Genomic DNA, 24,680 nt, shown 5'->3' with positions numbered 1-24,680 from the left:
TCAGGAAAATGAAGGATGGACGGTGCGGCTCAGGCCGACCGCGCCGATGCAACTGGCTGCAGTTGCGGCAAGACCGTCGGCTGGTATTCGGGCACCCAGCGGCGCAGGTCCCGTCGCACCTCGTCGTCGGGCAGCACGCGATTCTGCATCAGCCAGGGCAGAAGCTCGTCGAGCAAGTTGTCCGGCACCTCGCGCGCTCGCGCGATGCGCAGCTTCGGATGCGGCGTACGGGTCGCGGTCTCGTCGTCCGCGAGCAGTTCCTCGTACAGTTTTTCACCCGGCCGCAGGCCCGAGAATGAGATGCGGATCTGACTCTCGTCGAAGCCGTAGAGACGGATCAGGTCACGAGCCAGATCGACAATCCTGACCGGCTGCCCCATGTCGAGGACGAAGATCTCGCCACCCAGCCCCATGCTGGAGGCCTGCAACACCAGCTGCGACGCCTCGGGGATCGTCATGAAGAAGCGTGTGACTTCCGGATGGGTGACTGTCACCGGGCCGCCCTTCGCAATCTGCTGCTGGAATTTCGGAATGACGCTCCCGGCACTGCCGAGCACATTGCCGAAGCGAACCGTCTCGAACTGCGTCGAACTCGATTGCTGCAATGCCTGGCATGCCATTTCCGCCAGCCGCTTGCTCGCACCCATCACGTTCGTGGGGTTTACGGCCTTGTCAGTCGAGATCAGCACGAAGTGGCGCGTGGCATGACGCGCAGCCGCGCGCGCGACGCGGTATGTACCAAGTACGTTGTTGCGGACCGCCTGCCATGCGTTGAGCTCTTCCATCAACGGCACATGCTTGTAGGCCGCCGCATGGAAAACGATGTGCGGCGCATGGCGACGAAACACTTCGTCCAGCAACAGGGAGTCCTTCGCGTCGCCGACGATCGGCACGACGTCGACGCCTGGAAAACGCTCGTGCAGATCTTCCGTCAACCGGTAAATCGCGTACTCCGACAGATCGAACGCAACCACCTGGGCCGGCTCGAATCGCAGGATCTGACGGCACAGTTCGGAACCGATGGAGCCGCCCGCGCCCGTCACCATTACGACCCGCCCGCGCAGCAACGCATCCACGTGAGCCGTATCGATCGACACGGGCTCGCGGCCCAGCAGATCCTCGAGATCGATCTGGCGCACACGCGACAGGGAAGCCTGCCCCTGTGCGACGTCGGCGAGCGCCGGCAGCACCATGGCGCGAACGCCGGCACGCACGCAGAGCGTCGCGACCCGCCGCTGCACTTCGACCGGTGCGGAGGGAATCGCGATGATCGCGGTCTCGACGCGGAGCATGTCGGCGAAATGCGGCAACTCGTCGATCGCACCAAGCACCTTGTAGCCGTAAATCTCCCGGCCGCGCTTGGTCGGGTCGTCGTCGAGGAGTCCGATCAGGCGCCATTCGCCCGAACGCGACAGTTCACGCGCGAGAGTCGCACCCGCCGCGCCCGCACCGAGCACGACGACCGGCTTGCCTTGCGCGATCAGGCCGCCGTATCGATAGAACTCCTTTACCGTCCGGTACAGCGCACGCGCGCCGCCGGTCGACAGAAACAACAGCAGCGGCGAAACGAGCAGGACTGAGCGCGGAATGATCGGTGTCGGCTGCAGCATCACCGCGCCGATCATCACGAGCAGCGCACCGATGCCGACCGCCTTCGCAATGCGGATGAGATCCGGCAGGCTCGCGAACACCCACATGCCACGGTACAGGCCGCAGATCCGGAACAGGATCGCATAAGTCGGGACGACGCCCGCGAGCGCAACGAGACAACCGTGCCAGAACTCCGTCGGCACGGCCCCGTTGAAACGAATCACGTAAGCCGATATCCATGCGGCGGCGACGGCGAGCAAGTCGAATCCGAATACGCTCAGTGACCGCCACGACGGTTTGAATCGAAGCATGCGTGAGATCCTAGTGAAACAGAACGTTAACTACTGTGCGGCAGCCGTCGCGCGAACGGCTTGGCCGCTTGGCCGTGTCGTATAGTGTGCGGATCGGCTAGAGGGACTCCAGCGCACGACCGCCGTGAACTGGTAGGAATTATGCCGATAGACCGAACAAACAGGCAAATTCGGATACCTGCATGTTGCGGCGGATGTGATCTCGGGACGATACCCCGTCTCGAATTATTGTTGTTTTCTTGCAGTGCAACTTCCGTAACGAGATGTATGGTGCAATGGTTCCGCAGGGTGAAATCCGCTAGAATCGCAGCCTTCCGATGGTCCCGCACCATGCCGTAAACGGATCGTAACCAGATCGAGTCAATGAACATCATACCCGTCATCATCTGCGGAGGCGCGGGCACCCGGCTGTGGCCCGTGTCGCGTGAAGCGTTTCCGAAGCCGCTGTTGCGCCTTGCTGACGGGCAAAGCCTGCTCCAGAAGACCTATCTTCGGGCCCAGCAGGCGACCGCTGCACGCGAAATTGTCGTCGTCACGAACCGCGAAACCTACTTCCTGACCAAGGACGAGTGCACGAACGTGCGGGAGGCAGGCAACCGGCTCGGCTTCGTGCTCGAGCCCGAGGCCCGCAATACGGCTGCCGCCATTGGCGCCGCCGCCGAATTGATCCGCCGCGAGCACGGCCCCGAGGCCGTCATGCTCGTCCTGCCCGCCGACCACCTCGTGGCCGATCAGGCGGCGTTCGATGCTGCGGTGCAACAAGCCGCGGCCGCCGCGGTCGATGGTCAGGTAGTGACGTTCGGCATTCACCCGACCAGTCCCGAAACCGGCTACGGCTACATCGAATACGATGCGACGCCTGCCCGCGGCCCGGCGTCGCGCAAGGTGACGCGTTTCGTCGAGAAACCGCAGCTGTCAGTCGCCGAGGCGCTTGTCGCCGACGGGCGCCACCTGTGGAACGCCGGCATGTTCTGCTTTACCGCGCAGACCATCCTCACGGAACTCGAGCGTCACGCGCCCGACGTTGCCACGCCGGTCATCCATGCGATCGATACGGCGTCGCGCAGTGCGTCGTCCGACGGCGACTACGCGCTCGAACTCACGCCCGCCGCCTTCCGCGAAACGGAAAGCATCTCGATCGACTACGCGGTAATGGAGCGCTCGGCCAACGTCTACGTGGTGCCGTGCGACATCGGCTGGAGCGACATCGGCTCCTGGCTGTCGATCAGCAGTCTCACCGCCCCTGACGAGCGCGGCAACCGCATCAGCGGCCCTGCGCAACTTCACGACGCCGACAACTGCTTCGTTCAGAGCGAGGACCGGATGGTCGGCCTCGTCGGCGTGCACGACCTGATCGTCGTCGATACGCCGGACGCCCTGCTCGTCGCATCGGCGCAACGCGCGCAGGACGTCAAACACATCGTCGCCGGGCTCAAGCAGTCGAACCACAGCGCTTATCGCCTGCACCGCACCGTGCATCGTCCCTGGGGGACCTACACGGTGCTGGAGGAAGGCGAACGATTCAAGATGAAGCGGATCGTCGTCAAGCCGGGCGCCTCGCTGTCGCTCCAGATGCATCACCATCGGAGCGAGCACTGGGTGGTGGTGAGCGGTTGCGCGGATGTCGTCAACGGCGAACAGGTCATCTCGCTGCAGCCGAACGAATCGACCTACATCCCGGCCGGTCACAAGCATCGGCTGATCAACCCCGGCGTGCTCGATCTCGTGCTGATCGAGGTCCAGTGCGGCGAATATCTCGGCGAAGACGACATTGTCCGCTTCGAGGACGTCTACGGCCGCACATCGTCGAACTGACACGGCCGAACGGACCGCCCGCGCCCCCGGTCGATCCGGGGGCCGCGCGGCATGGATGTCGCGGTGCGACGGGTTTTCCGGTGCCGCGCCGCTCGTCCCGACGGCAATCGACGCGCGGAAGCCGCCGCCCCGTGTCGCGCGCACGACCTGTTCATAGGAATTCTGCATGGCAGTAGGAATTGTCAAATCCGCGTGGCGATATCGCGGATTCATCGTCAGCAGCGTCAAGCGCGAGTTTCAGTCGCGCTACCGGAATTCGCTGCTCGGCGGCGCGTGGATGGTGATCAACCCGCTGGCGATGATCTTCGTCTATACGGTGATCTTCTCCCAGCTGATGCGCGCACGACTTCCCGGTGTCGACAGCAATCTCGCATACAGCGTATACCTGTGCGCGGGCTCGCTCACGTGGGGCCTGTTCGCCGACACGCTGACGCGTGCGCAGAACGTGTTTCTCGAGCAGGCCAACCTGATCAAGAAGCTCAACTTCCCGCGCATCTGTCTGCCGATCATCGTCGCATTGAACGCGCTGCTGAACTTCGGCATCGTGTTCGCGCTCTTCACGATCTTCCTGCTGATCTCGAACAATTTCCCCGGCTGGTCGTATTTCGCGCTGATTCCGGTGCTGCTGCTCCAGGTCGCGTTCTCGATGGGCCTCGGCATCGTGCTCGGCGTGCTGAACGTTTTCTTTCGCGACGTCGGCCAGCTCTTCGGCGTGGTCATGCAATTCTGGTTCTGGTTCACGCCGATCGTCTATCCGATCGCGGTCCTGCCGGAGCGCGTGCGCCACTACATCATGTTCAACCCGATGGCGCGCGTGATTACCGCTTATCAGGACATCTGCGTGTGGCATCGCATGCCGAACTGGTACTCGCTGTGGCCCGTTCTTGCCCTTGCCGTACTGCTCTGCGCGGCCGGCGCATTTATTTTCCGCAGGCATTCGGCTGAAATGGTGGACGAACTGTAATGACGGCGATCAAGGTAGCCGGCGTCGGCAAGGCATACAAAATCTATCGGTCCCGGTGGGGACGGCTCATCGAATGGCTCGTGCCGGGCGCGAACCGCCACGAGTTGCGCTGGGTGCTGCGCAATATTTCGTTCGACATCGAACCAGGCGAAGCCGTAGGCCTGATGGGTGTCAACGGTGCGGGCAAGAGCACGCTGCTCAAGATCATCACCGGCACGGCGCGCGCGTCCGAAGGTCAGATTGCGATCAACGGTTCGGTCGCGGCGCTGCTCGAACTCGGCATGGGCTTCCATCCGGACTTCACCGGCCGGCAAAACGTCTACATGGCCGGCCAGCTGCTCGGCCTGACCAATCACGACGTCGACACGCTAATGCCGGAAATCGAGGAATTCGCCGAGATCGGCGAATACATCGACCAGCCGGTGCGCGTCTATTCGAGCGGCATGCAAATGCGTCTGGCATTCAGCATCGCGACGGCGCGCCGTCCCGACATCCTGATCGTCGACGAAGCGCTGTCGGTCGGCGACGCGTATTTTCAGCACAAGAGCTTCGACCGGATCCGTAAGTTCCGCGAACAGGGCACGACCCTGCTGCTCGTCTCGCACGACAAGACGTCGATCCAGTCGATCTGCGACAAGGCTATCCTGCTCGAGAAAGGCACCGTCTCCAAGATCGGGCCGCCCGAGGAAGTGATCGACTTCTACAACGCGTCGCTCGCGCAGCGCCAAAGTCAGACGATTCGCCAGGAAGTGACGGCAGAGGGCAACACCCGCACCATCTCCGGCACCGGCGAAGCCACGATCGAACACATCGCGCTCTGCGACGGCGACGGCAACGAGGTCGAAATGGTCGATGTGGGCTCCAGCGCCCAGCTCGAGATCACCGTGCGCGCCAATGAGGCGATTCCGAAGCTCGTGCTCGGCTACATGATCAAGAACCGCCTCGGCCAGGACATCTACGGTACCAACACGTACCACACGAAGCAGATCGCGGAAAACGTGCGTGCCGGCGAACGCCTGAAGTTCACGTTCGCGTTCGACATGAACGTCGGCCCGGGCTCGTATTCGGTTGCAACGGCACTTACCAGCGGGTCGGATCACCTGACCAACAACTATGAGTGGCGCGACTACGCACTGGTCTTCACTGTCGCGAACCTGACCCGCCCCTTCTTCCTCGGTTTCAGCTTCATCGAACCCACCATCCGGATCGAGCGGCAATGACCTTTCTCTCCTTTGCGCAGAACTTCGAAGACATCGTTCTCTGGCGCGCGCTTTCCGATGTCGAACAGGGGTTCTACATCGACGTCGGCGCCAACGAACCGATCGAGGATTCCGTCACGAAGGCGTTCTACGAACGGGGCTGGCACGGCGTCAACGTCGAGCCGGTCACCGAGCATTTCGATGCGCTCGTGCAAGATCGGCCGCGCGACATCAATCTCGCCTGTGCGCTGGGCGAAAAGCCCGGCCGCCTGACGCTCTATGAAATCGACGCACGCGGCCTGTCGACCAACGCCCCCGAGATTGCGAATCGCTACCGCGAAAGCGGTCGCCTGCACGGCGAACGCGAGGTCGAGGTTCGTACGCTCGCGGACGTCTGCGAAGCGTACGCGCCGCGCGACATCCATTTCCTGAAGATCGACGTCGAGGGCTTCGAGCGGAACGTGCTGCTCGGCGCGGACTTCAAGCGCTTCCGCCCGTGGATTCTCGTGATCGAATCGACCGAGCCGAATTCGCCGGTCGACAACAGCGCGGAGTGGGAATCGATCGTGACCGACGCCGGTTACGAATACGTGTACTTCGACGGCCTGAACCGGTTCTATGTCGCGACGGAGCATCGCGACCTGAAGCCGCGCATCGCACTCGCGCCGAACGTGTTCGACCGCGCGAAACTGCGTCGCGGCCACTGCTTCGTGCTCGATCCCGAAATTTCGCCGGACGCGCATCGCGCGTTGCAGGACACCCTTGCGGAGCGGGAGCGCACGCTGGCCGCGTTGCAGGCCGAACTGGCCGCATTGCGGGGAGAGTTGAGCGCCGTGCGCGCCGAGCTCTCCGAGGCGCACCTGACCGCCGCCCATGCCGACGCGCAGGCGATGGATCTGAAACGTCGGCTCGACACGCTGCAAGCGGAGCACGCGCGGCAGTCCGAACGGCTTGCGCAGCCGCTCGTGCGCCTTGCGCTGCGATTGCATGGCGCATCGCGATAAGTGACGACGAGGGATCGACGACATGACTCAATCCGATAACCGCCCGGACATTGCATCGGGCGACGAAGCATCGACGCGCGACGCGCGAATCCGCGATTCGCAGGCGTTCGCGAAGCATCTCGAACCAACGCGCGACGACACGCGTCAACCCGTGCTGTCCCCGTTGCGCATCGACGCCGAGCTGCTCGCGCGCATCGGCATGCTGAGGCACCTCGCCGCGCCGCGAACGTCGCTGCCGCCGCGCATCGCACGCTACCGGTTGCTGCGGTTCGGTCCCGTGCAGCGCATGGTCCTGCGCGTATGGAACTACTTTACGCGCCCGGGCCGCACCCAGTCGCAAGCAACAGCCGACTGCGTCGACCTGATTTACACGGAACTCAAGCGGATCACGCAGCATGACCACCGGTAACCTGTCCGCCAAGCGGCGCGTTCTGATCATTCGTGGCGACCTGAACAGCTACAGCGGCTATGCGTATGCGACCCGTCTCTATCTCGAATGGCTGGAGCCACACTTCGACATCGTGCTCGGCGTCGACCTTCATGGACACCCGTCCCGCCATGTCACGGTATGGCCGTACCCGCTGATCGCCGACAACTGCGTCGCGAGCGCCGCGAAGATGCCCGATAGCGAGGTCGTCGTCCTGACGATCTCGACGCCCGACAACTTCCGTCCGTTCAGCGGCGCGCGGAGTATCGGCCTGTTCTTCTGGGAAACCGATCGCCTCGGCAATCAGTCGTGGATCGCATCGATCAACGATATCGACGAAGTCTGGGTTCCGGCCCGGTTCATGCAGCCGATGCTCGAGGAAGAGGGCGTCGAGGTTCCGGTCGTCTACACGCCCTGCCCGATGCCGCACGGCTCCTCCGAACCGCGCGACGCGTCGGTTCCGGATCTTACGTTGCGCGAAATTCCGCTGCGCGAAGGCGCGGCGCCGAAACTCGCATCGCTGTCCGAAGTACGTGCGTCGTGCGACCTGCTTCTGCTCAGCACCAACACGCTGATCCCGCGCAAGGGTTTCCCGGTCCTCGCCGACGAATGGCTCGACGTGATTCGCGCGCATCCGCGCGCGGGGCTCGTGCTCAAGGTATCGACGATCGACGTCACGGAAACGGCAGATCGCCTGTTCGACCGTGTAGCGACCCTGTTCGCGCAGATCGCGCGCCGCCACGACGTCGACGCTTCGCGCGTCTATCTGTGCACCGGCGCGCTGACGCACGACACGATGCAGGCGCTCGGGCAGACCTGCGACGGCTTCCTGACCGCGTCGTTCGGCGAGGGTCTGGGGCTCGGCCTGTTCGAAAACCTGCTGGCAGGCAAGCCGGCCCTGTGTCCTCGCCATACGTCGTTCGCGGAATTCCTGCCGGCCGACTATCGCTATTTCATCGACACCGAGATCGCAAACTTCGGTCTTGCCGATCCGGTCGGCGTGAATCCGATCTCGGCGCACTGGGGCGTACTTCGCGAAGGCGCGCTGCTCGCGACGGTCGAAACCCTGCTCGGCGATCTGCGCGAGCGGCGTACGAACACCGAAATCAGTGCCGCGGTCGAACATTTCCGGACCGTCTGCAGCCCGCGGGCATGGGAGCACCACGCATGATGCGTCTCGTCATCGACATCACTCCGCTCGCGATCAATCGCACCGCGATGTACTTCATCGTGCGCGATACGGTGCGCCATCTGATCCTGTCCGGCCATCCGGTTCAACTTCAGGCGCTCGGCGAACCGGTCGATCTCGCGGAATTCGTCGCAAACGACTACACGCTGAACGCCAGCTTCGAGTCGCGCGTCGGCGCACTGCTCGGCGCGGCCCTCGCCAATCCCGACGCGTTCGCACGCCGCCAGGACGATCGGCAGCCCGAAGCACCGTGCATCAACTTCGTGTTCGACCCGCTGTACCTGCTGTTCGTCGGCCGGGCCGCACGCACGATCGCATACGTGCTCGACCTGACACCGATCACGCGGCCGCAGTGGCACAACCCGAGCGTGTCGCGCCTCTATTCGATCGCGTACGACCGTCTTTACGACCCGTCGATAGACATCCTGTCGATCAGCGAAAGCACGTCACGCGACCTGTGGGCCAACTACGGCATTCCGCGCAGCCGCATGCGCGTCGTCCCGCTCTACGATCGTTTCGATCATCCGGTCGAGGCGAAGCGGCGCCAGCCGTCGCGGCAATTCCTGTTCGTCGGCAGCCTGGAAACCCGCAAGAACATCACCGGACTCGTCCAGGGCTTCGCGCTGTCGGGTCTGGCCAAGGAAGGCTACACGCTGCGCATCGTCGGTGGCGACGGTCACGGTGCCGAGGTCATCAAGGCCGCGGTCGCCCGCGTGGAAGGCGCCGTGCTCTGCGGCCGCCTGCCCGACGACAAGCTGCGCGACGAGTACGAGCGCTGCTGCGCGCTTGCATACCCGTCGCTATGGGAAGGCTTCGGCCTGCCGGCGCTGGAAGCGCTCGCGCGCGGCATCCCGCTGCTGCTGTCGGACACTGGCGCGCTACCCGAGGTCGGCGGCCCGTTCGCGCGCTATGTCGATCCGTGCAATCCGCATTCGATCGCGCAGGGCCTCGTCGAAGCCGCCCGCCGCGCGGATGACGACCCCGACTACGGCGCGCACACCCTTGGCGCACGCCAGGAATGGGTTCGCAAGTTCTCGCGCGAAGCCTACCTGTCGGTCGTCACGGAAGCCGTTCGCCACACGGAAAGCGCGGCCGCGCGATCCAGCGCGCGCAACGATCCGTTGTCCGAACATGCGGCGGCGCCCGGCGAATCCGCGGTCGACTCGCCCGCGGCGAATCGACCGTTGCCGCTCACGCGCCGCATCCGACGCGCACTGATCCATCGATCGCGGATCGTGCCGGCCACGCTGCGCGACGTACCCGGCAACTCGTTCTCACTCGACTACCTCTACTGCCTGCAACAGGAGCGGCGCCTGCGCCTGTCGCGGATGCTGTCGCGCTTCATGTCCGGCCGGATCTGGATGTATCCGTGGTACGCAGTGCGCGTGGTCGCCGAAGCCGTTTCGCTGCAGGTCACCAATACGCTGGTTCGATCGATGATCAACGAGACGCTGATCCAGAAACTCGGGACGCGTCTGGAGCGCGATCATGACTGACGTGGCTGTCGTCAAGCCCGATCACCTCGGCGATTTCGTCCTCAGCGTACCGGCGCTGCGCGCGCTGCAGCAGAAGTTCGGCAACTTCGATCTGTACGCCGCGCCGGGCAACCGGTTTCTGCTCGAACATTTCCTGCCCGACGGGCCGGCGCTGCATCCGACGAAGCTCGCACACTTGCAGAAGGACGGGATCGGCGAAGGCATGCCGGAACTGATCGCGCAATTGAAGCCCTACTCGCTCATCGTCTTCTTGCGCGATGACGGGTTCTGCCACGAAGCGGGCAGCATCCTCGGCACGCGCGCCGTCGTACCGCGCAGCGACAACGTCACCCATGAGACGCGCATTCAGCAGCGCGTCACGGAATCGCTGACGGGCAAGTACTCGCGCTCATCGTTGATGTGGCCGACGGCCGGCTCCGCACCGCAATGGCCATCGGCCCTCCGCACCGTCGGCATCTCGCTGAGTGCTGGCTTCTTCGCGAACAAGATTCCGGCGACGACCTGGGTGCGGCTCGCACAGTCCCTGCAATCGAAGCACGGCATCGCGATCAAGCTGATCGGCGGCCCGCTCGAGGCAGACGAACTGAGCATGCTTGCGCGAATGCTGAATCTGGCCGACTCCGACGTAATCCTCGGTGGTTCGAAACTGTCCGATTTCCACGCGCGCGTCGGCGCATGCGACGTCGTGGTGGGCGCCGACAGCGGCACCCTGCACCTCGTGTCCGTCTGCCGGCCGGTGCTGGGCGTATTCACGTCGAGCCCGTGGCAACGCTTCTCGCCGTTCGGCGCGTCGAACCGCGTGCTGTACTCCGACGTTCCCTGCTCGCCGTGCATTCAGTTTTCCAAGGATGCCTACAACGGCTGCGTCATACGCGAGTGTGCCGCGCTGATCACGGCGCCGGACATCGAAGCCGCCCTGCTCGCGTCCGGCCCCGGTGCAAAACCCAAACTGGGGCGCCTGCTGCATTTCGTCTGCGGCCCCAGCCATATCTGACCCGAACCCACCCATGGCCATTATCGAGGACAACGTGAATACCCAGCCTCATATCCTGGTCGTCGGCGACGTGATGCTCGATCAATACTGGTTCGGCAACGTCAACCGAATTTCGCCGGAAGCGCCGGTGCCCGTCGTCGCGGTCCAGCGAACCGAAGACCGGCTCGGCGGCAGCGCCAACGTCGCGCACAACTGCGCGCGGCTGGGCGCGACCGCCACGCTGCTCGCCGTCGCGGGGCGCGACGCGAATGCGGACACGATCGGGCGCCTGTGCCGGGAGAACGGCATCGACGCGCGGCTCTGCGTCGACGACGATCTGCATACGACGGTGAAGCTCCGCGTGGTCGGTCATCAGCAACAGCTGCTGCGCCTCGACTTCGAGCGCACGCCGGCACCGCCCGTGCTCGCCGAGATCGCGGCCGCCTTCGACGACGCGCTGCCGCGCGCCGACGTCGTGATCTTTTCGGACTACCACAAAGGCGCGCTGGACGACGTGCAGGCGCTGATTCAGCGTGCACGGTCGCAAGGCAAGGTGGTCCTCGTCGATCCGAAAGGCGACGACTACGAACGTTATCGCGGCGCGACCCTGCTCACGCCCAATCTCTCGGAATTCAAGGCGGTCGCGGGCCGGTTCGGCTCGGAAGCCGAACTGACTGCGAAGGCCGAGGCACTGCGTCAGCAGTTGTCGCTCGACAAGCTGCTCGTCACGCGCAGCGAGGAAGGCATGACACTGTTCGACGCACGCGGCGCACACCACCAGCCGGCGAAGGCCCGCGAGGTATTCGACGTGTCAGGCGCGGGTGATACGGTCATCGCCACGCTGGCGGTACGATATGCAACACATGGCGACTGGCTGCGTGCGATGCACGAAGCCAATGTCGCGGCGGGCGTCGTGGTCGGCAAGCTCGGAACCGCTACCATCACGCTCGACGAACTCGAAAACGCGCTCGCGGCCGAGTAAATCTGCCCGCCCGTTCAACCATCGCAAGTTACAGAGGATCTGACATGCAAAAGAAAACTGCAATCATCACCGGCATCACCGGTCAGGACGGCGCGTACCTCGCGGAACTGCTGCTCGGCAAGGGCTATCGCGTGTTCGGCACGTACCGCCGCACAAGCTCCGTGAACTTCTGGCGCATCGAGGAACTCGGCATCGCCGGGCATCCGGACCTCAATCTGGTCGAGCATGACCTGACCGACCTTTCGTCGACGATCCGCCTGCTGCAGACGGCCCAACCGGCCGAGGTATACAACCTCGCGGCGCAAAGCTTCGTCGGCGTCTCGTTCGACCAGCCGGTCACGACCGCCGAGATCACCGGCATCGGCGCGCTCAACGTGCTGGAGGCCATCCGCATCGTCAACGACAAGATCCGCTTCTACCAGGCGTCGACGTCGGAGATGTTCGGCAAGGTCCAGGCCGTTCCGCAGATCGAAACCACGCCGTTCTACCCGCGCAGCCCGTATGGCGTCGCGAAGCTGTACGCGCACTGGATCACCGTCAACTATCGCGAGTCGTACGGCATCTTCGGTTCGTCCGGGATCCTGTTCAATCACGAGTCGCCGCTGCGCGGCCGCGAATTCGTCACGCGCAAGATCACCGACTCGGTCGCCAAGATCAAGCTCGGCAAGCTGGACGTGCTCGAGCTCGGCAATCTGGACGCCAAGCGCGACTGGGGCTTCGCGAAGGAATACGTCGAAGGGATGTGGCGAATGCTGCAGGCGGACGAGCCGGACACGTTCGTGCTGGCAACGAACCGCACCGAAACCGTGCGCGATTTCGTGACGATGGCGTTCAAGGCAGCAGGCTATACGCTGCGCTTCGAAGGGACGGCGGACAATGAGCGCGGGATCGACGTCGCGACCGGCAAGACCCTCGTCAGCGTCAATCCGAAGTTCTATCGCCCGGCGGAAGTCGAATTGCTGATCGGCGATCCGGCGAAGGCCAAGGAAAAGCTCGGCTGGGCGCCCGAGACGAACCTCGAAACGCTCTGCGCGATGATGGTCGAAGCCGACCTTCGCCGCAACGAAGCCGGTTTCTCGTTCTGACGGTTTCGCGCCCATGGAACGTCATGCGCTGATTACCGGAGCGAGCGGATTCACGGCGGCCTACGTCACGGATGCGCTCGTGCGCGCGGGGCATCGCGTCACGGGCGCGGGAAATCATGCCCATGACGGCCTGATCGCGCTCGACATCTGTTCGCTGGACGCCTGTCGCGCGACGATCGATGCGGTCCGTCCGACCAGCATCGTCCATCTCGCGGCGATCAGCTTCGTCGGTCACGACGACGCCAGCATGTTCTACAACGTCAACGTGATCGGCACGCTCAACCTGCTGCAGGCATGCGCGGACGTCGGCCACGTGCCGGACAAGATCCTGATCGCCAGTAGCGCGAACATCTACGGGAACGCGAGCGGCGCCGTGAGCGAAACGCAGCCGTTCGCACCGGTGAACCACTACGCGGCCAGCAAGGTCGCGATGGAACACCTCGTGCGGACATGGTTCGACCGGCTGCCGATCGTAATCACGCGCCCGTTCAACTACACCGGACGCGGGCAGTCGCCGCGCTTCCTGGTGCCGAAGATCGTGTCCCATTTCTCGGAGCGCAAGCCGCGGATCGAGCTCGGCAATCTCGACGTGTCGCGCGACTTCTCCGACGTCCGCTACGTCGCCGAGGTCTATCGCCGGCTTGTCGAAAACGACACCGCGGGCGAGACCGTGAACGTGTGCAGCGGCACCGCCCATTCGCTGACCGACATCGTCGACATGTGCCGCGAGCTCTCGGGACACGACCTCGACGTCGATGTCAACCCGGCGTTCGTCCGTGCCAACGAGGTCAAGATGCTGATGGGCGTGCCGGACAAGCTGCGGGCCGCGGTGCCGGACGTCGCGCCGATCGATCTGCGTTCGACGCTGCGCTGGATGCTTGCAGCAGACTAACCGAGCCTACCGATCCGCAATGCGCGTCCTGCATTTCTACAAAACGTACAAACCCGACTCGATGGGCGGCGTCGAGCAGATGATCTGGCACATCTGCGACGGCGCCGCGGCACGCGGCATCCGCAGCGACGTGCTGACCGTCAGCCGCAACACGTCGACGGTCGACCTCGGCAGCCACCTGCACCATCGCGCCAAGGTCACGATCGATATCGCGTCGTCGCCGTTCTCCGTGTCCGCGTTTCGCCGCTACCGGGAACTCGTGCGCGACGCCGATATCGTGCACTACCATTTTCCATGGCCGTTCGCGGACATGGTTCACCTGACCGCGCGCACCGGCAAGCCGTCGGTCGTCACCTACCACTCGGACATCATCCGGCAGAAGAACCTGCTGAAGGTATATCGGCCGCTGATGTTTCGCTTTCTCGATTCGGTCACGCGAATCGTCGCGACGTCGCCGAATTACGTCGACACGAGCCCGGTGCTTCAACGTTACCGCGACAAGGTCGACGTCGTGCCGATCGGCATCGACGAAGCCGCGTATCCGCGTGCGACCGATGCGACGCTCGCACGCTGGCGGCGCGAGATCGGCGGCAAGTTCTTCCTGTTCGTCGGCAACCTGCGCTACTACAAGGGGCTGCATCTGCTGCTCGATGCGCTGCATGGCACCGACCACCGCGTCGTCATCGTCGGCGCCGGTCCGATGGAACAGGAACTGAAGGCGCAAGCGCGCAGGCTCGGTGTGGAAGGCCAGCTGCTGTTTACCGGCGCATCGCCCGACGAAGACAAGATCGCGTTGCTGGAACTCTGCGAGGCGCTCGTCTTTCCGTCCCATCTGCGCTCCGAGGCATTCGGAATCTCGCTGCTCGAGGCGTCGATGTTCGGCAAGCCGATGGTGTCGATGGAGATCGGGACCGGCACGTCGTTCGTCAACGTGAACGGCGAGACCGGGTTAGTCGTCCCGCTCGGCGACACGCCAGCCCTGCGCAACGCGCTCGACACGCTGTCGAACGACCCGGCACTCGCGGCCAGGTTCGGCGCGGCGGCACGGCAACGCTACGAAGCCCGCTTCACCGCCGACAAGATGGTCGACGGCTACGTTGAAATCTACGAGCGCGTGTTGCGGGAACGGCGGCCGGCCTGAGACGGTCGTCAACCGGTCATGCCATCCATGCAAAGTCGGAGTGCATCACGCCACTGCGGCGCCGCGAGACCGAACGCGCGTACGAACCGGTCGTTTGCCAGTCGCGAATTGACCGGTCTCGACGCGGGCGTAGGATAAGCCGAGGCCGAGATCGGCAAGACCGTCAGCACGCGATCCATGCTCGCCTGTTCGAAAATCGCGGTCGCGAACTCGTGCCACGACGCAGCACCCGCCGCCGTCATGTGATAGAGCCCGCCATGCCGGCGCCACCACGCGTCGGCATCATCCGACACAAGCGCCTGTGCGGCGACGTGCGCAGTCAGCGCCGCGATCGTTTCCGACCACGTGGGCGCGCCAAACTGGTCCGCAACGATCTTCAGTTCGTCCCGTTCTTTCGCCAGGCGCAACATCGTCGTCAGGAAGTTGCGGCCTCTCGCGCCGTAGACCCAGCTCGTGCGCAGGATCAGGTGACGGCCGCCAACCGCCGCGATGGCCTGCTCACCGGCCAGCTTCGACTGGCCGTAGACGTTCAGCGGGTTCGGCACGTCGGTCTCGACATAGGGATCGGCCTTCGTCCCGTCAAACACATAGTCCGTCGAATAATGAATCAGCGATGCGCCGACTTGCGCCGCCTCTTCAGCCAGCACGCGCGGCGCAGCCGCGTTGATCGCCATCGCGAGATCACGCTCGCGCTCCGCAACGTCGACAGCTGTGTACGCTGCGGGATTGACGATCAGCGTCGGGCGGATCGTGCGCACGACTTCCCGGATCATGTCCGGGCGGGCGAGATCGAGCGCCGTCCGGTCGAGCCCGACAACCTCGCCGAGCCCCTGCAGATGGCGCAGCAGCGCGAAGCCGACTTGGCCGCCGATACCCGTGACGAGAATGGTTTGTTTGCGTTGCATCGTATCGCTCCGGCTCGCGCTTACGCGTACACGTCGGCATCGGCCAGACGCTTGCCTGCCGCATCCTTCGCCGCCAGTTGAGGTTCGCCGTCGAACGGCCAGTCGATGCCGAGCACGGGATCGTTCCACAACAGGCACCGCTCGTGTTCCGGGTACCAGTAATCGGTCGTCTTGTAGAGGAACTGCGCAGTGTCGGACAGCACGACGAAGCCGTGCGCGAACCCCGGCGGAACCCACAGTTGACGATGATTGTCAGCGGTCAGCACCACGCCGGCCCACTTGCCGAAGTTCGGCGAACTGCGCCGGATGTCGACTGCGACGTCGAACACCTCGCCTTCGACCACGCGCACGAGTTTCCCCTGTGCATGCTCGATCTGATAGTGCAGTCCGCGGAGCACGCCCTTCGCCGAGCGTGAATGGTTGTCCTGGACGAATTCGACACCGGCCTCGACACGCTCGGCGAACTCCCGCGCGTTGAAGCTCTCGTAAAAGAATCCTCGCGCATCGCCGAACACTTTCGGCTCGATGAGCTTCACTTCGGGCAACGCCGTTGCAATTACTTGGATAGCCATGCGACCTGGTCCGTCAGGATGTTCTTGAGATACTGCCCGTATGCGTTTTTCGCCAGCGGCTGCGCGAGCTTCAGCACCTGCTCCGCATCGATCCAGCGGCGGCGATACGCGATTTCCTCGGGACACGCGACGACTAGCCCCTGACGCTTCTGCAGTGTCGCGATGAAGCTGGCTGCCTCGATCAACGAATCGTGCGTGCCGGTGTCGAGCCATGCATAGCCGCGCCCCATGATCTCGACGTTGAGCGAACCGTCCGCGAGATAGCGCGAGTTGACGTCGGTGATTTCCAGCTCGCCGCGCGGCGACGGCTTGATCTCGGCGGCGATATCGCAGACGCGGTTGTCGTAGAAATACAGGCCCGTGACCGCGTAATTCGAACGCGGGTGGGCCGGCTTTTCCTCGATCGACAGCGCGCGGAAGGACTGGTCGAATTCGACCACGCCATAGCGTTCGGGATCGTGCACGTGATAGGCGAATACCGTCGCTCCCGTGTCGCGTGCGTCTGCCCGCTCGAGCTGCTTTGCAAGATCGTGGCCGTAGAAGATGTTGTCGCCAAGGATGAGCGCCGACGGATCGTTGCCGACGAAGTCCCGGCCGATCAGGAATGCCTGCGCGAGGCCGTCCGGAGACGGCTGTACCGCGTACTGGATATTCATGCCCCACTGACTGCCATCGCCGAGCATCGCCTCGAAGCGCGGCGTGTCCTGCGGCGTCGAAATGATCAGCACGTCACGGATGCCCGCGACCATCAGCGTCGACAGCGGATAGTAGATCATCGGCTTGTCGTATACGGGTAGCAACTGCTTCGATACGACATGGGTGACCGGATACAGGCGTGTGCCGGAACCGCCGGCGAGAATGATGCCTTTGCGTGCCATGGGGTGAGCTCTCAGTTCCGTTCCGCGTAATTGGTTTCGACCCACTTTCGATATTCGCCCGACGCGACTTCGTCGACCCATTGCTGATTATCGAGGTACCACCGCACCGTCCGCGCGAGCCCGGTCTCGAATGTTTCGGCGGGACGCCAGCCAAGTTCACGCTCGAGCTTGCGCGCGTCGATCGCATAGCGGCGGTCATGGCCGGGCCGATCCTTCACGTGGGCAATCTGCTCGCGATACGAGCCAGCCGCCTTCGGGCGGGCACGATCGAGCAGATCGCACAGCGTGTGCACGACTTCAAGATTCGTCTTTTCGTTCCAGCCGCCGATATTGTAGGTTTCCCCGGGCACGCCGCGTGCGAGTACTTCCCGGATGGCACTGCAATGGTCGCCGACATACAGCCAGTCGCGCACGTTCATGCCGTCGCCGTACACGGGCAACGGCTTGCCGGCGAGCGCGTTCGCGATCATCAACGGGATCAGCTTCTCAGGAAACTGGTATGGACCGTAGTTGTTCGAGCAGTTTGTGGTGAGTGTCGGGAGACCGTACGTATGATGATAGGCACGCACGAGATGATCCGAACCGGCCTTCGTCGCCGAGTACGGGCTGTTCGGCGCGTAGGGCGTCGTTTCGGAGAATTGCGGGTCGGTTGCAGACAGCGAGCCGAATACCTCGTCCGTCGATACGTGAAGGAACCGGAATGCCGCCTTGTCGGCATCGCCGAGACCGCTCCAATACGTGCGGGCCGCTTCGAGCAGAGTGAACGTGCCGACGACGTTGGTTTGCACGAAGTCGGCCGGCCCGTGAATCGAACGGTCGACGTGGCTTTCCGCCGCGAAATGCAGGACCGCACGCGGCTTGTATTCGGCGAACAGCGCATCGAGTGCCACGCGATCGCAGATATCGACCCGCGCGAACACATGCGCAGGATTCTTCTCGACGGATTGCAGCGTGCGGAGGTTGCCCGCGTAGGTGAGCTTGTCGACGTTGAGTACGCCTTCGTCGGATTGATTCAGCCAGTCGAGTACAAAGTTGGCACCAATAAATCCCGCACCGCCCGTAATCAGGATCATGAGATTCTCTCTAATAGTACGCGGCTGGCACCGGCTGGTACCGCCCGCCTTCGACTTGCCAATGCAAATGGTCGTCACGTCAGGGCCGAAATTTTACCGGATCATCTTGAGCCGCCCGCGAAGACCGTAAAAATCGCGCGAGCGGCTAGCCGCCCCCGCACCAACCTTGCCGAGGCTACATTGCACGCATTCGACTGTCGATTATCATGGGACGGCAATCGAGGCATCGCCCTGGCCTCACTGCCCGCCTCCATCACGACTTCAACCTCCTCGACAACGCACCTACCCTCATGAGCCGGCCCCCCATCGCCATCGGCGACATCCAAGGCTGTCATTCAGCTTTCCAGTCGCTCTCCGAAAAGCTTTCGGCCCCCGCCGACACCCCGCTCTGGATCGCCGGCGACGTCGTCAACCGCGGCCCGAGCTCCCTCGCCGCATTGCGCGCGGTCGTCGACCTCGGCCCGCGCGCGACCGCCGTGCTCGGCAACCACGACCTCCATCTGCTCGCGGTGTCAGCCGGCATCCGCACCGAACGCCCGGGCGACACGATAGGCGAAATCCTCGACGCGCCCGACGCCGACGCACTGCTCGACTGGGTGCGCCACCGCCCGTTCGCTCATTTCGAAAACGACATGCTGCTCGTCCACGCAGGCGTGTTGCCGCAATGGGACGCCACGCTCGCACTGGAACTCGCGGACGAGCTGCAACGCGCGCTGCGCGCACCCGACTGGCGCGACACCCTGCAGGGCCTGTACGGCAACGAGCCGAACCAATGGAGTCCGAACCTCAAAAAACGCGACCGGATGCGCGTCGCATTCAACGCGTTCACGCGCCTGCGGTTCTGCACGCCCGACGGCACGATGGAGTTCAAGGCGAACGGCGGCCCCGACACCGCACCGCCCGGCTACCTGCCGTGGTTCGACGTACCGGCGCGCCGCACCGAAAACGTGACGGTCGTGTTCGGCCACTGGGCCGCACTCGGCCTGATGCTGCGCGACAACGTCGTCGCGCTCGATTCGGGTTGCGTATGGGGAAATCAATTGTCGGCCGTACGACTGACGGCCGACCCGGCGCAGCGCACGGTCACGCAGGTGCAGTGCGAAGCGTGCCGCACGCCGGGCGGCGAGTAGTCCGCACGCGAGACGCGCGGGCGGAATGAAGCATCAACCCTCGCGCCCCGGCACCGGCTCCTCGGCAGCCGCATCGCCCGCCGCACCGCCGCCGACTTCGATCGCCGGATACGCGTGCCGCTCGAGCTCCGCCAGCGACTCGGGCGACGGCTTGCCGACCTTCGCCTGCATCGCTTCGAGCGCAGCCGCGATCGCGTCGCGCGCCGCCGCGGAAGTCGTGCGGCGGTCACCGCCCGGCGCGATCGGCTCGCACACGTACAGGTGCGCAACCAGCGGACCACCGCGCAGCACCATGTCGAGCGACATCCCGAGCGACAGCTCGCCCGTATACGCCGGCGCGACCGACTGCCGCCGCTGCGCGTCCTCGTACATCAGGCAGATCGGCTGCACCGAGCAGCCGGCCGATACCGACGCCTGGAACAGGTTCGCATGGAACGGCAGCAGCGACTGCCCGTCCGACGTCGTGCCTTCCGGAAACACGCACATCAGTCCGCCGTTGCGCAGGCGCTCGGCCATCTCGTGCATGATCCGCATCGCCTCGGTACGCTTCTCGCGCTGCAGGAACACGGTGTCGAGCTTCTCGGCGAGCCAGCCGACGACCGGCCACTGCCGCACCTCGGCCTTCGACACGAACGGCGTCGGCCGCCACGCGTTGATCGCGTAGATGTCGAGCCACGACACGTGATTGCCGACCACGAGCGCGCTCGCGTCGAGCCGCGCGCCGTCGTTGTGGACGACGAGGCGCATCCCGCAGATCCGCAGCATCTTGAGCGACCAGCGGCGCGTCATCTCGGCGCGGCGCGCGGGCGTGACATGCGAAAAGCGCAGCGCGACGATCGCCATGCCGCGCAACAGGTGAAAGACGAGACGCAGCTTGCGAAGAGCGGTCATGGCGAGGATCCGGCGTGGTTCAGTGGCGCTCGAACGCGACCTGCCCCGCCACGAGCGTCGTGCGCACGCAGGCCGGCAGTTCGTAGCCGAGGAACGGCGAGTTGTGACCCTGGCTCTTCAGCGCGCGCGGCTCGACGCGCCAGTGCGCGCGCGGGTCGAACACGCACAGGTCGGCCGCACTGCCTTCGGCCAGACGGCCCGCCGGCAATTGCAGCACGTCGGCCGGCGCCGCCGTGATGCGACGCAGCGCCTGCGCGAGCGGCGTGTTCGTTTCATCGGCCCACTTCACCGTGAGCGACAGCAGCAGTTCGAGCCCCGTCGCGCCCGGCGTCGCTTCGGCGAACGGCAGCAGCTTCTCGTCGTCGTCGACCGGCGTGTGATCGGAACAGATCGCGTCGATCGTACCGTCGGCGAGCGCCGCGCGGATCGCTTCGCGATCGCGCTCGCCGCGCAGCGGCGGGTCGAGCCGGAATTGCGAATCGAAGTAGCCGATGTCGACGTCGATCAGGTGCAGGTGGTTCACACCGACGTCGCACGTCACGGGCAGCCCCTCGGCCTTCGCCGCACGCACGAGCGCGAGGCCGGCCGCCGACGACAGGCGCGCGAGGTGCACGCGCGCGCCCGTCACGCGCATCAGTTCGAAGATCGTGTGCAGCGCGATCGTCTCGGCCGCGACCGGCACGCCGGACAGCCCGAGCCGCGACGCGAGCGCGCCGCTCGCGGCGACACCGCCACGGCCGATGAACGCGTCGAGCGGACGCAGCCACGTCGTGTAGCCGTAGGTGCTCGCGTACTGCAGCGCACGCAGCAGCACCTGCGTGTCGCGCACCGGCACGTTCGCGTGCGTGAAGCCGACGCAGCCCGACTCGGTCAGCGCGACCATCTCGGTGATCACTTCGCCCTTGAGGCCGACGGTGAGCGCGCCGAGCGGATGGACGTTCGCCTGGTGGAGGTTGCGGGCGCGGAACTTGAGCATCTCGACGAGACCCGGCTCGTCGAGCACGGGGTCGGTGTCCGGCGGGCATACGAGGGTCGTGACGCCGCCGGCGACGGCCGCGGCCATCTCGGACGCGAGCGTCGCCTTGTGCTCGTAGCCCGGCTCGCGCAGCCGCGCGCACAGGTCGACGAGACCGGGGGCAACGATCAGGCCCGTCGCGTCGATCGTCTTCTCCGCGTTGAAACCGGCCGGCGCCGTGCCGAGCGCGGCGATCTTGCCGTCCGCGACGAATACGTCGGCCTGCCGTTCGGTGCCGGCGACCGGGTCGATCAGCGTGCCGCCTTGGATATGAATCTTCATGCGCTGTCTGTGAATGCGTTGATTGCGTGAATAAGGATGCGCGAAGGCAGGCTCAATCGCTGTTGCCGGCGACGATGCCCATCACCGCCATCCGCACGGCGATACCGAACGTGACCTGGTTGAGGATCACCGACTGCGGGCCGTCGGCGACCTGCGAGTCGATCTCGACGCCGCGGTTCATCGGACCCGGGTGCATCACGATCGCGTCGGGCGCGGCGAGCGCGAGGCGCTCGGGCGTCAGGCCCCAGGTCTTGAAGTATTCCTGCGCGGACGGCAGCAGCGCGCCGCTCATCCGCTCGTTCTGCAGGCGCAGCATGATGATCACGTCGACGCCCTTCAGCCCTTCGTCGAGGTTGTGGAACACCTTCACGCCCATCTGCTCGAGACCGCCCGGCAGCAGCGTGCGCGGGCCGATCGCGCGCACTTCCGGCACGCCGAGCGTGGTGAGCGCGTGGATGTCCGAGCGCGCGACGCGCGAATGCAGGATGTCACCGACGATCGCCACGCGCAGCTTCGTGAAGTCGCGCTTGTAGTGACGGATCGTGTACATGTCGAGCAGGCCCTGCGTCGGGTGCGCATGACGGCCGTCGCCGGCGTTGATCACGTGCACGTGCGGCGCGCAGTGCTCGGCGATCAGGTACGGCGCGCCGCTCGATGCGTGGCGCACGACGAACAGGTCGGCATGCATCGCCGACAGGTTGTTGATCGTGTCGAGCAGCGACTCGCCCTTGCTCGTCGACGACGCGTTGATGTTCAGGTTCAGCACGTCGGCCGACAGGCGCGTCGCGGCGATTTCGAAGGTCGTGCGCGTGCGCGTCGAGTTCTCGAAGAACAGGTTGAACACCGACTTGCCGCGCAGGAGCGGCACCTTCTTCACCTCGCGGTCCGTCACGCTGACGAACTGCTCGGCCGTATCGAGAATGTGATTGACGATCGAGCGCGGCAGCCCCTCGATCGACAGCAGGTGTTTCAGCTCGCCGTTTTTCGTGAGCTGCGGGTTGCCCTTCAGGAAACCGTAGCGGAACCGCTCGGGGCTCGCGGCCGCAGCGGGATTGCCGGTGCGGCCAGTGGTGTCGGTGGTCATGGTGTGCGTGATTCCAACTATGCAAACGGGCCGCGGCACGAACCGGCGGCCCGGGATACGGTTTCGCGGTTCGGTCAGGCGCCGTGCGCCTCGATGCGCAGCGTCAGCTGCGCGGCCTCGTCGCGCGCGAGCACGAGCGTCGCATCGGCCGGCACGTCGAGCGTGCCGCCCGCGAAGCGCGCTGCAACCGGCAGCTCGCGGCCGCCGCGATCGGCGAGCACCGCGAGCTCGACCGCGGCCGGACGGCCGTAGTCGAACAGTTCGTTGAGCGCGGCGCGCACGGTGCGGCCGGTGTACAGCACGTCGTCGACGAGCACGATGCGCGCGCCGTCGACCTCGAACGGCAGCGACGTCGGGCTCGCCTGGCTGTGCAGCCCCTTTTTCGCGTAGTCGTCGCGATGCAGCGCGACGTTCACGACGCCGAACCCCGGCGCGCCGAGATCGCGCGCGAGGCGCTCGGCGAGCCAGGCGCCGCCGCTGTGAATGCCGGCGAGCCGCGGGCCGCCCGGCTCGGCGAAGGCCGTGCCGTATGCGTCGCGGATCTGGTCGAGCAGGACGCGGTAGAGCGCGTCGGCGTCAATGGTGCTCATGGTCGGACAATTGATCGAGATACTGTTGAAGGATCACGCGCGCGGCCTCGGCGTCGAGCATCTCGGCACGTGCGCGCCCGCGCACGTTGCGCTCGCGCAGCCCGGCCTCGGCCTCGACCGACGAATAGCGTTCGTCGACCCACGTGACGGGCAGCCCGAAGCGGCCGTTCAGCTGGTTGCCGAAGCGCTTCGCCTGCTGCGTCATGTCGTGCGGCGTGCCGTCCGGATGCATCGGCAGGCCGACGACGAGCGCGTCCGGCCGCCATTCGGCCAGCAGTTCGCCGACCGCCTTGAAGCGGTGCTCGCGGTTCAGGTTGGGGATCACGACGAGGGCGCGGGCCGAGCGCGTCAGCGCATTGCCGATCGCGACGCCGATCCGCTTCTCGCCATAGTCGAACGCCAGGAGCGTCGCATCGCGCGCGCTCGCGCCACTCATGCGTGCCCTGCTTCGCCGGACAGCATCGACGAGCTGACGCCGAGCAGGCCAAGCGCGGCTTCGAAGCGCTCCTCGGCCGGCGTGTCGAACACGATGCGGGGATCGGCGGCCACGGTCAGCCAGCCGTTGCGAGAAATTTCTTCTTCGAGCTGCCCGGCGCCCCAGCCTGCATGGCCGAGCGTCAGCAGGAAGCGTTTCGGGCCGGTGCCCGTCGCGACCGCCTCGAGCACATCCTTCGACGTCGTCATCTCGAGCCCGCCCTCGACCGACATGGACGAGTTGTAGTTCGCGCCCTCGACCGGCTCGTGCAGCACGAAGCCGCGTTCGGTCTGGACCGGGCCGCCGAAGTACACGGGGATGTGCAGCAGCGGCTCGATGTCGAGCTTCAGGTCGATGCGGTTGAACAGCGATTCGAGGTCGATGTCGGTGGGACGATTGATGACGAGGCCGAGCGCGCCGCGCTCGCTGTGATCGCAAAGATAGACCACCGTTCCCGAAAACGTCGGATCCGCCATGTTCGGCATGGCGATCAGGAACTGGTTGGTGAGATTGATGCGATCGGAAGGCTTTGACATGGTTTGAATTTTAGCAAAGACGCCGCGACCTGACCGGGCCGCGATCAACAAGCAACGCCGCACGACGCTGGCAACGACGCGCGCGGATCACACGGCACTCTAACACGCGCGCGGGTGCTGTCGGCAGCGTGTTGCCGGCCCGTGCGACAAGGGCTGCCGCCGCGGTCGCGCCCCGTTGCGC

At 65.0% G+C, this 24,680-nt stretch carries 24 protein-coding genes; 13 read left to right on the top strand and 11 right to left on the bottom strand.

Annotation, left to right across the window (positions count from 1 at the left end):
- Positions 1-29 precede the first annotated feature (29 nt).
- Positions 30-1,901 (bottom strand): polysaccharide biosynthesis protein, encoded by a 1,872-nt coding sequence (locus WS87_RS05105; RefSeq protein ID WP_059820166.1) that lies wholly within the window; start codon positions 1,899-1,901, stop codon positions 30-32.
- A 363-nt stretch (positions 1,902-2,264) separates the two neighbouring features.
- Between WS87_RS05105 and WS87_RS05100 the strand changes: the two genes are divergently transcribed.
- The 12 genes from WS87_RS05100 (at position 2,265) to WS87_RS05050 (ending at position 15,068) form a co-directional block, all read left to right on the top strand.
- Positions 2,265-3,716 (top strand): mannose-1-phosphate guanylyltransferase/mannose-6-phosphate isomerase, encoded by a 1,452-nt coding sequence (locus WS87_RS05100; RefSeq protein WP_059820165.1) that lies wholly within the window; start codon positions 2,265-2,267, stop codon positions 3,714-3,716.
- A 166-nt stretch (positions 3,717-3,882) separates the two neighbouring features.
- On the top strand, positions 3,883-4,680 hold the full coding sequence (locus tag WS87_RS05095; protein WP_059820164.1) for an ABC transporter permease: 798 nt from the start codon (positions 3,883-3,885) through the stop codon (positions 4,678-4,680).
- Entirely contained in the window at positions 4,680-5,900 is a 1,221-nt protein-coding gene (locus WS87_RS05090) for an ABC transporter ATP-binding protein (RefSeq protein WP_059820163.1), read from the top strand. The genes WS87_RS05095 and WS87_RS05090 overlap by 1 nt, the downstream gene beginning before the upstream one ends.
- On the top strand, positions 5,897-6,883 hold the full coding sequence (locus WS87_RS05085) for an FkbM family methyltransferase (protein WP_082750723.1): 987 nt from the start codon (positions 5,897-5,899) through the stop codon (positions 6,881-6,883). Before WS87_RS05090 ends, WS87_RS05085 begins: the two co-directional genes overlap by 4 nt.
- A 22-nt stretch (positions 6,884-6,905) precedes the next feature.
- Complete coding sequence (locus WS87_RS05080) at positions 6,906-7,292, top strand: hypothetical protein (RefSeq protein WP_059820162.1); 387 nt, start codon at positions 6,906-6,908, stop codon at positions 7,290-7,292.
- Positions 7,279-8,481 (top strand): glycosyltransferase, encoded by a 1,203-nt coding sequence (locus tag WS87_RS33480; protein WP_059820161.1) that lies wholly within the window; start codon positions 7,279-7,281, stop codon positions 8,479-8,481. The genes WS87_RS05080 and WS87_RS33480 overlap by 14 nt, the downstream gene beginning before the upstream one ends.
- On the top strand, positions 8,478-9,995 hold the full coding sequence (locus tag WS87_RS05075; protein WP_059820160.1) for a glycosyltransferase family 4 protein: 1,518 nt from the start codon (positions 8,478-8,480) through the stop codon (positions 9,993-9,995). Before WS87_RS33480 ends, WS87_RS05075 begins: the two co-directional genes overlap by 4 nt.
- Positions 9,988-10,989, top strand: coding sequence for a glycosyltransferase family 9 protein (locus WS87_RS05070; protein WP_082750721.1), 1,002 nt, complete (start codon positions 9,988-9,990; stop codon positions 10,987-10,989). Before WS87_RS05075 ends, WS87_RS05070 begins: the two co-directional genes overlap by 8 nt.
- A gap of 13 nt (positions 10,990-11,002) precedes the next feature.
- The gene (rfaE1, locus tag WS87_RS05065) at positions 11,003-11,950 is read left to right on the top strand and encodes a D-glycero-beta-D-manno-heptose-7-phosphate kinase (protein ID WP_059820158.1); all 948 of its coding nucleotides are present in this window, start codon (positions 11,003-11,005) and stop codon (positions 11,948-11,950) included.
- Between the two features lie 44 nt (positions 11,951-11,994).
- Complete coding sequence (gene gmd / locus WS87_RS05060) at positions 11,995-13,035, top strand: GDP-mannose 4,6-dehydratase (protein ID WP_059820157.1); 1,041 nt, start codon at positions 11,995-11,997, stop codon at positions 13,033-13,035.
- 13 nt (positions 13,036-13,048) lie between these two features.
- Positions 13,049-13,927 carry a GDP-mannose 4,6-dehydratase gene (locus tag WS87_RS05055; RefSeq protein WP_059820156.1) on the top strand — a complete coding sequence of 293 codons (879 nt, stop codon included), beginning with the start codon at positions 13,049-13,051 and terminating at the stop codon, positions 13,925-13,927.
- A 19-nt stretch (positions 13,928-13,946) separates the two neighbouring features.
- A complete protein-coding gene (locus WS87_RS05050) occupies positions 13,947-15,068 on the top strand; it encodes a glycosyltransferase (protein WP_059820155.1) in 1,122 nt (373 codons plus the stop codon).
- Between the two features lie 8 nt (positions 15,069-15,076).
- On the opposite strand, the gene rfbD is transcribed toward WS87_RS05050, so the two are convergent.
- The 4 genes from rfbD to rfbB are packed head-to-tail and all read right to left on the bottom strand — an operon-like array spanning position 15,077 to position 18,496.
- A complete protein-coding gene (rfbD, locus tag WS87_RS05045; RefSeq protein WP_059820154.1) occupies positions 15,077-15,973 on the bottom strand; it encodes a dTDP-4-dehydrorhamnose reductase in 897 nt (298 codons plus the stop codon).
- Positions 15,974-15,993: 20 nt separating this feature from the next.
- A complete protein-coding gene (gene rfbC, locus WS87_RS05040; protein ID WP_059820153.1) occupies positions 15,994-16,545 on the bottom strand; it encodes a dTDP-4-dehydrorhamnose 3,5-epimerase in 552 nt (183 codons plus the stop codon).
- Entirely contained in the window at positions 16,530-17,423 is an 894-nt protein-coding gene (gene rfbA / locus WS87_RS05035) for a glucose-1-phosphate thymidylyltransferase RfbA (protein WP_059820152.1), read from the bottom strand. Before rfbA ends, rfbC begins: the two co-directional genes overlap by 16 nt.
- Positions 17,424-17,434: 11 nt before the next feature.
- Positions 17,435-18,496, bottom strand: coding sequence for a dTDP-glucose 4,6-dehydratase (rfbB, locus tag WS87_RS05030; RefSeq protein ID WP_059820151.1), 1,062 nt, complete (start codon positions 18,494-18,496; stop codon positions 17,435-17,437).
- Between the two features lie 290 nt (positions 18,497-18,786).
- Here rfbB and WS87_RS05025 point away from each other — a divergent pair, with 290 nt between their 5' ends.
- Positions 18,787-19,626: a symmetrical bis(5'-nucleosyl)-tetraphosphatase gene (locus WS87_RS05025; RefSeq protein WP_059820150.1), complete on the top strand. Its 840-nt coding sequence runs from the start codon at positions 18,787-18,789 to the stop codon at positions 19,624-19,626.
- A 33-nt stretch (positions 19,627-19,659) separates the two neighbouring features.
- On the opposite strand, the gene WS87_RS05020 is transcribed toward WS87_RS05025, so the two are convergent.
- The 6 genes from WS87_RS05020 to WS87_RS04995 all read right to left on the bottom strand — a co-directional run bounded on the left by WS87_RS05020 (position 19,660) and on the right by WS87_RS04995 (position 24,499).
- Positions 19,660-20,517 (bottom strand): lysophospholipid acyltransferase family protein, encoded by an 858-nt coding sequence (locus WS87_RS05020; protein ID WP_059530392.1) that lies wholly within the window; start codon positions 20,515-20,517, stop codon positions 19,660-19,662.
- Between the two features lie 19 nt (positions 20,518-20,536).
- Positions 20,537-21,814 (bottom strand): dihydroorotase, encoded by a 1,278-nt coding sequence (locus WS87_RS05015; protein WP_059690734.1) that lies wholly within the window; start codon positions 21,812-21,814, stop codon positions 20,537-20,539.
- Between the two features lie 52 nt (positions 21,815-21,866).
- Positions 21,867-22,898: an aspartate carbamoyltransferase catalytic subunit gene (locus tag WS87_RS05010; RefSeq protein ID WP_044846292.1), complete on the bottom strand. Its 1,032-nt coding sequence runs from the start codon at positions 22,896-22,898 to the stop codon at positions 21,867-21,869.
- Between the two features lie 74 nt (positions 22,899-22,972).
- Positions 22,973-23,488, bottom strand: coding sequence for a bifunctional pyr operon transcriptional regulator/uracil phosphoribosyltransferase PyrR (gene pyrR / locus WS87_RS05005; RefSeq protein WP_059538920.1), 516 nt, complete (start codon positions 23,486-23,488; stop codon positions 22,973-22,975).
- Entirely contained in the window at positions 23,475-23,924 is a 450-nt protein-coding gene (gene ruvX / locus WS87_RS05000) for a Holliday junction resolvase RuvX (protein WP_059820149.1), read from the bottom strand. The genes pyrR and ruvX overlap by 14 nt, the downstream gene beginning before the upstream one ends.
- Positions 23,921-24,499 (bottom strand): YqgE/AlgH family protein, encoded by a 579-nt coding sequence (locus WS87_RS04995; protein WP_006751106.1) that lies wholly within the window; start codon positions 24,497-24,499, stop codon positions 23,921-23,923. The genes ruvX and WS87_RS04995 overlap by 4 nt, the downstream gene beginning before the upstream one ends.
- Positions 24,500-24,680: the final 181 nt, after the last annotated feature.

It is taken from the genome of Burkholderia sp. MSMB0856, from assembly GCF_001524645.2.
Classification (GTDB): domain Bacteria; phylum Pseudomonadota; class Gammaproteobacteria; order Burkholderiales; family Burkholderiaceae; genus Burkholderia; species Burkholderia diffusa.
Note: the sequence above shows the minus strand (reverse complement) of the source record. Positions and strands in the feature narration are given on the sequence as shown.

Bases quoted from the DNA above. Each gene is read 5' to 3' on its own strand.
- WS87_RS05080 (WP_059820162.1), top strand. From the start codon at position 6,906: ATGACTCAATCCGATAACCGCCCGGACATTGCATCGGGCGACGAAGCA.
- WS87_RS05055 (WP_059820156.1), top strand. From the start codon at position 13,049: ATGGAACGTCATGCGCTGATTACCGGAGCGAGCGGATTCACGGCGGCC.
- WS87_RS05050 (WP_059820155.1), top strand. From the start codon at position 13,947: ATGCGCGTCCTGCATTTCTACAAAACGTACAAACCCGACTCGATGGGC.
- WS87_RS05100 (WP_059820165.1), top strand. From the start codon at position 2,265: ATGAACATCATACCCGTCATCATCTGCGGAGGCGCGGGCACCCGGCTG.
- WS87_RS04995 (WP_006751106.1), bottom strand. From the start codon at position 24,499: ATGTCAAAGCCTTCCGATCGCATCAATCTCACCAACCAGTTCCTGATC.
- WS87_RS05095 (WP_059820164.1), top strand. From the start codon at position 3,883: ATGGCAGTAGGAATTGTCAAATCCGCGTGGCGATATCGCGGATTCATC.
- WS87_RS05105 (WP_059820166.1), bottom strand. From the start codon at position 1,901: ATGCTTCGATTCAAACCGTCGTGGCGGTCACTGAGCGTATTCGGATTC.
- WS87_RS05085 (WP_082750723.1), top strand. From the start codon at position 5,897: ATGACCTTTCTCTCCTTTGCGCAGAACTTCGAAGACATCGTTCTCTGG.
- pyrR (WP_059538920.1), bottom strand. From the start codon at position 23,488: ATGAGCACCATTGACGCCGACGCGCTCTACCGCGTCCTGCTCGACCAG.
- rfaE1 (WP_059820158.1), top strand. From the start codon at position 11,003: ATGGCCATTATCGAGGACAACGTGAATACCCAGCCTCATATCCTGGTC.
- rfbB (WP_059820151.1), bottom strand. From the start codon at position 18,496: ATGATCCTGATTACGGGCGGTGCGGGATTTATTGGTGCCAACTTTGTA.
- WS87_RS05020 (WP_059530392.1), bottom strand. From the start codon at position 20,517: ATGACCGCTCTTCGCAAGCTGCGTCTCGTCTTTCACCTGTTGCGCGGC.
- rfbA (WP_059820152.1), bottom strand. From the start codon at position 17,423: ATGGCACGCAAAGGCATCATTCTCGCCGGCGGTTCCGGCACACGCCTG.
- ruvX (WP_059820149.1), bottom strand. From the start codon at position 23,924: ATGAGTGGCGCGAGCGCGCGCGATGCGACGCTCCTGGCGTTCGACTAT.
- gmd (WP_059820157.1), top strand. From the start codon at position 11,995: ATGCAAAAGAAAACTGCAATCATCACCGGCATCACCGGTCAGGACGGC.
- WS87_RS05075 (WP_059820160.1), top strand. From the start codon at position 8,478: ATGATGCGTCTCGTCATCGACATCACTCCGCTCGCGATCAATCGCACC.
- WS87_RS05025 (WP_059820150.1), top strand. From the start codon at position 18,787: ATGAGCCGGCCCCCCATCGCCATCGGCGACATCCAAGGCTGTCATTCA.
- WS87_RS05070 (WP_082750721.1), top strand. From the start codon at position 9,988: ATGACTGACGTGGCTGTCGTCAAGCCCGATCACCTCGGCGATTTCGTC.
- WS87_RS05010 (WP_044846292.1), bottom strand. From the start codon at position 22,898: ATGACCACCGACACCACTGGCCGCACCGGCAATCCCGCTGCGGCCGCG.
- rfbC (WP_059820153.1), bottom strand. From the start codon at position 16,545: ATGGCTATCCAAGTAATTGCAACGGCGTTGCCCGAAGTGAAGCTCATC.
- rfbD (WP_059820154.1), bottom strand. From the start codon at position 15,973: ATGCAACGCAAACAAACCATTCTCGTCACGGGTATCGGCGGCCAAGTC.
- WS87_RS05090 (WP_059820163.1), top strand. From the start codon at position 4,680: ATGACGGCGATCAAGGTAGCCGGCGTCGGCAAGGCATACAAAATCTAT.
- WS87_RS33480 (WP_059820161.1), top strand. From the start codon at position 7,279: ATGACCACCGGTAACCTGTCCGCCAAGCGGCGCGTTCTGATCATTCGT.
- WS87_RS05015 (WP_059690734.1), bottom strand. From the start codon at position 21,814: ATGAAGATTCATATCCAAGGCGGCACGCTGATCGACCCGGTCGCCGGC.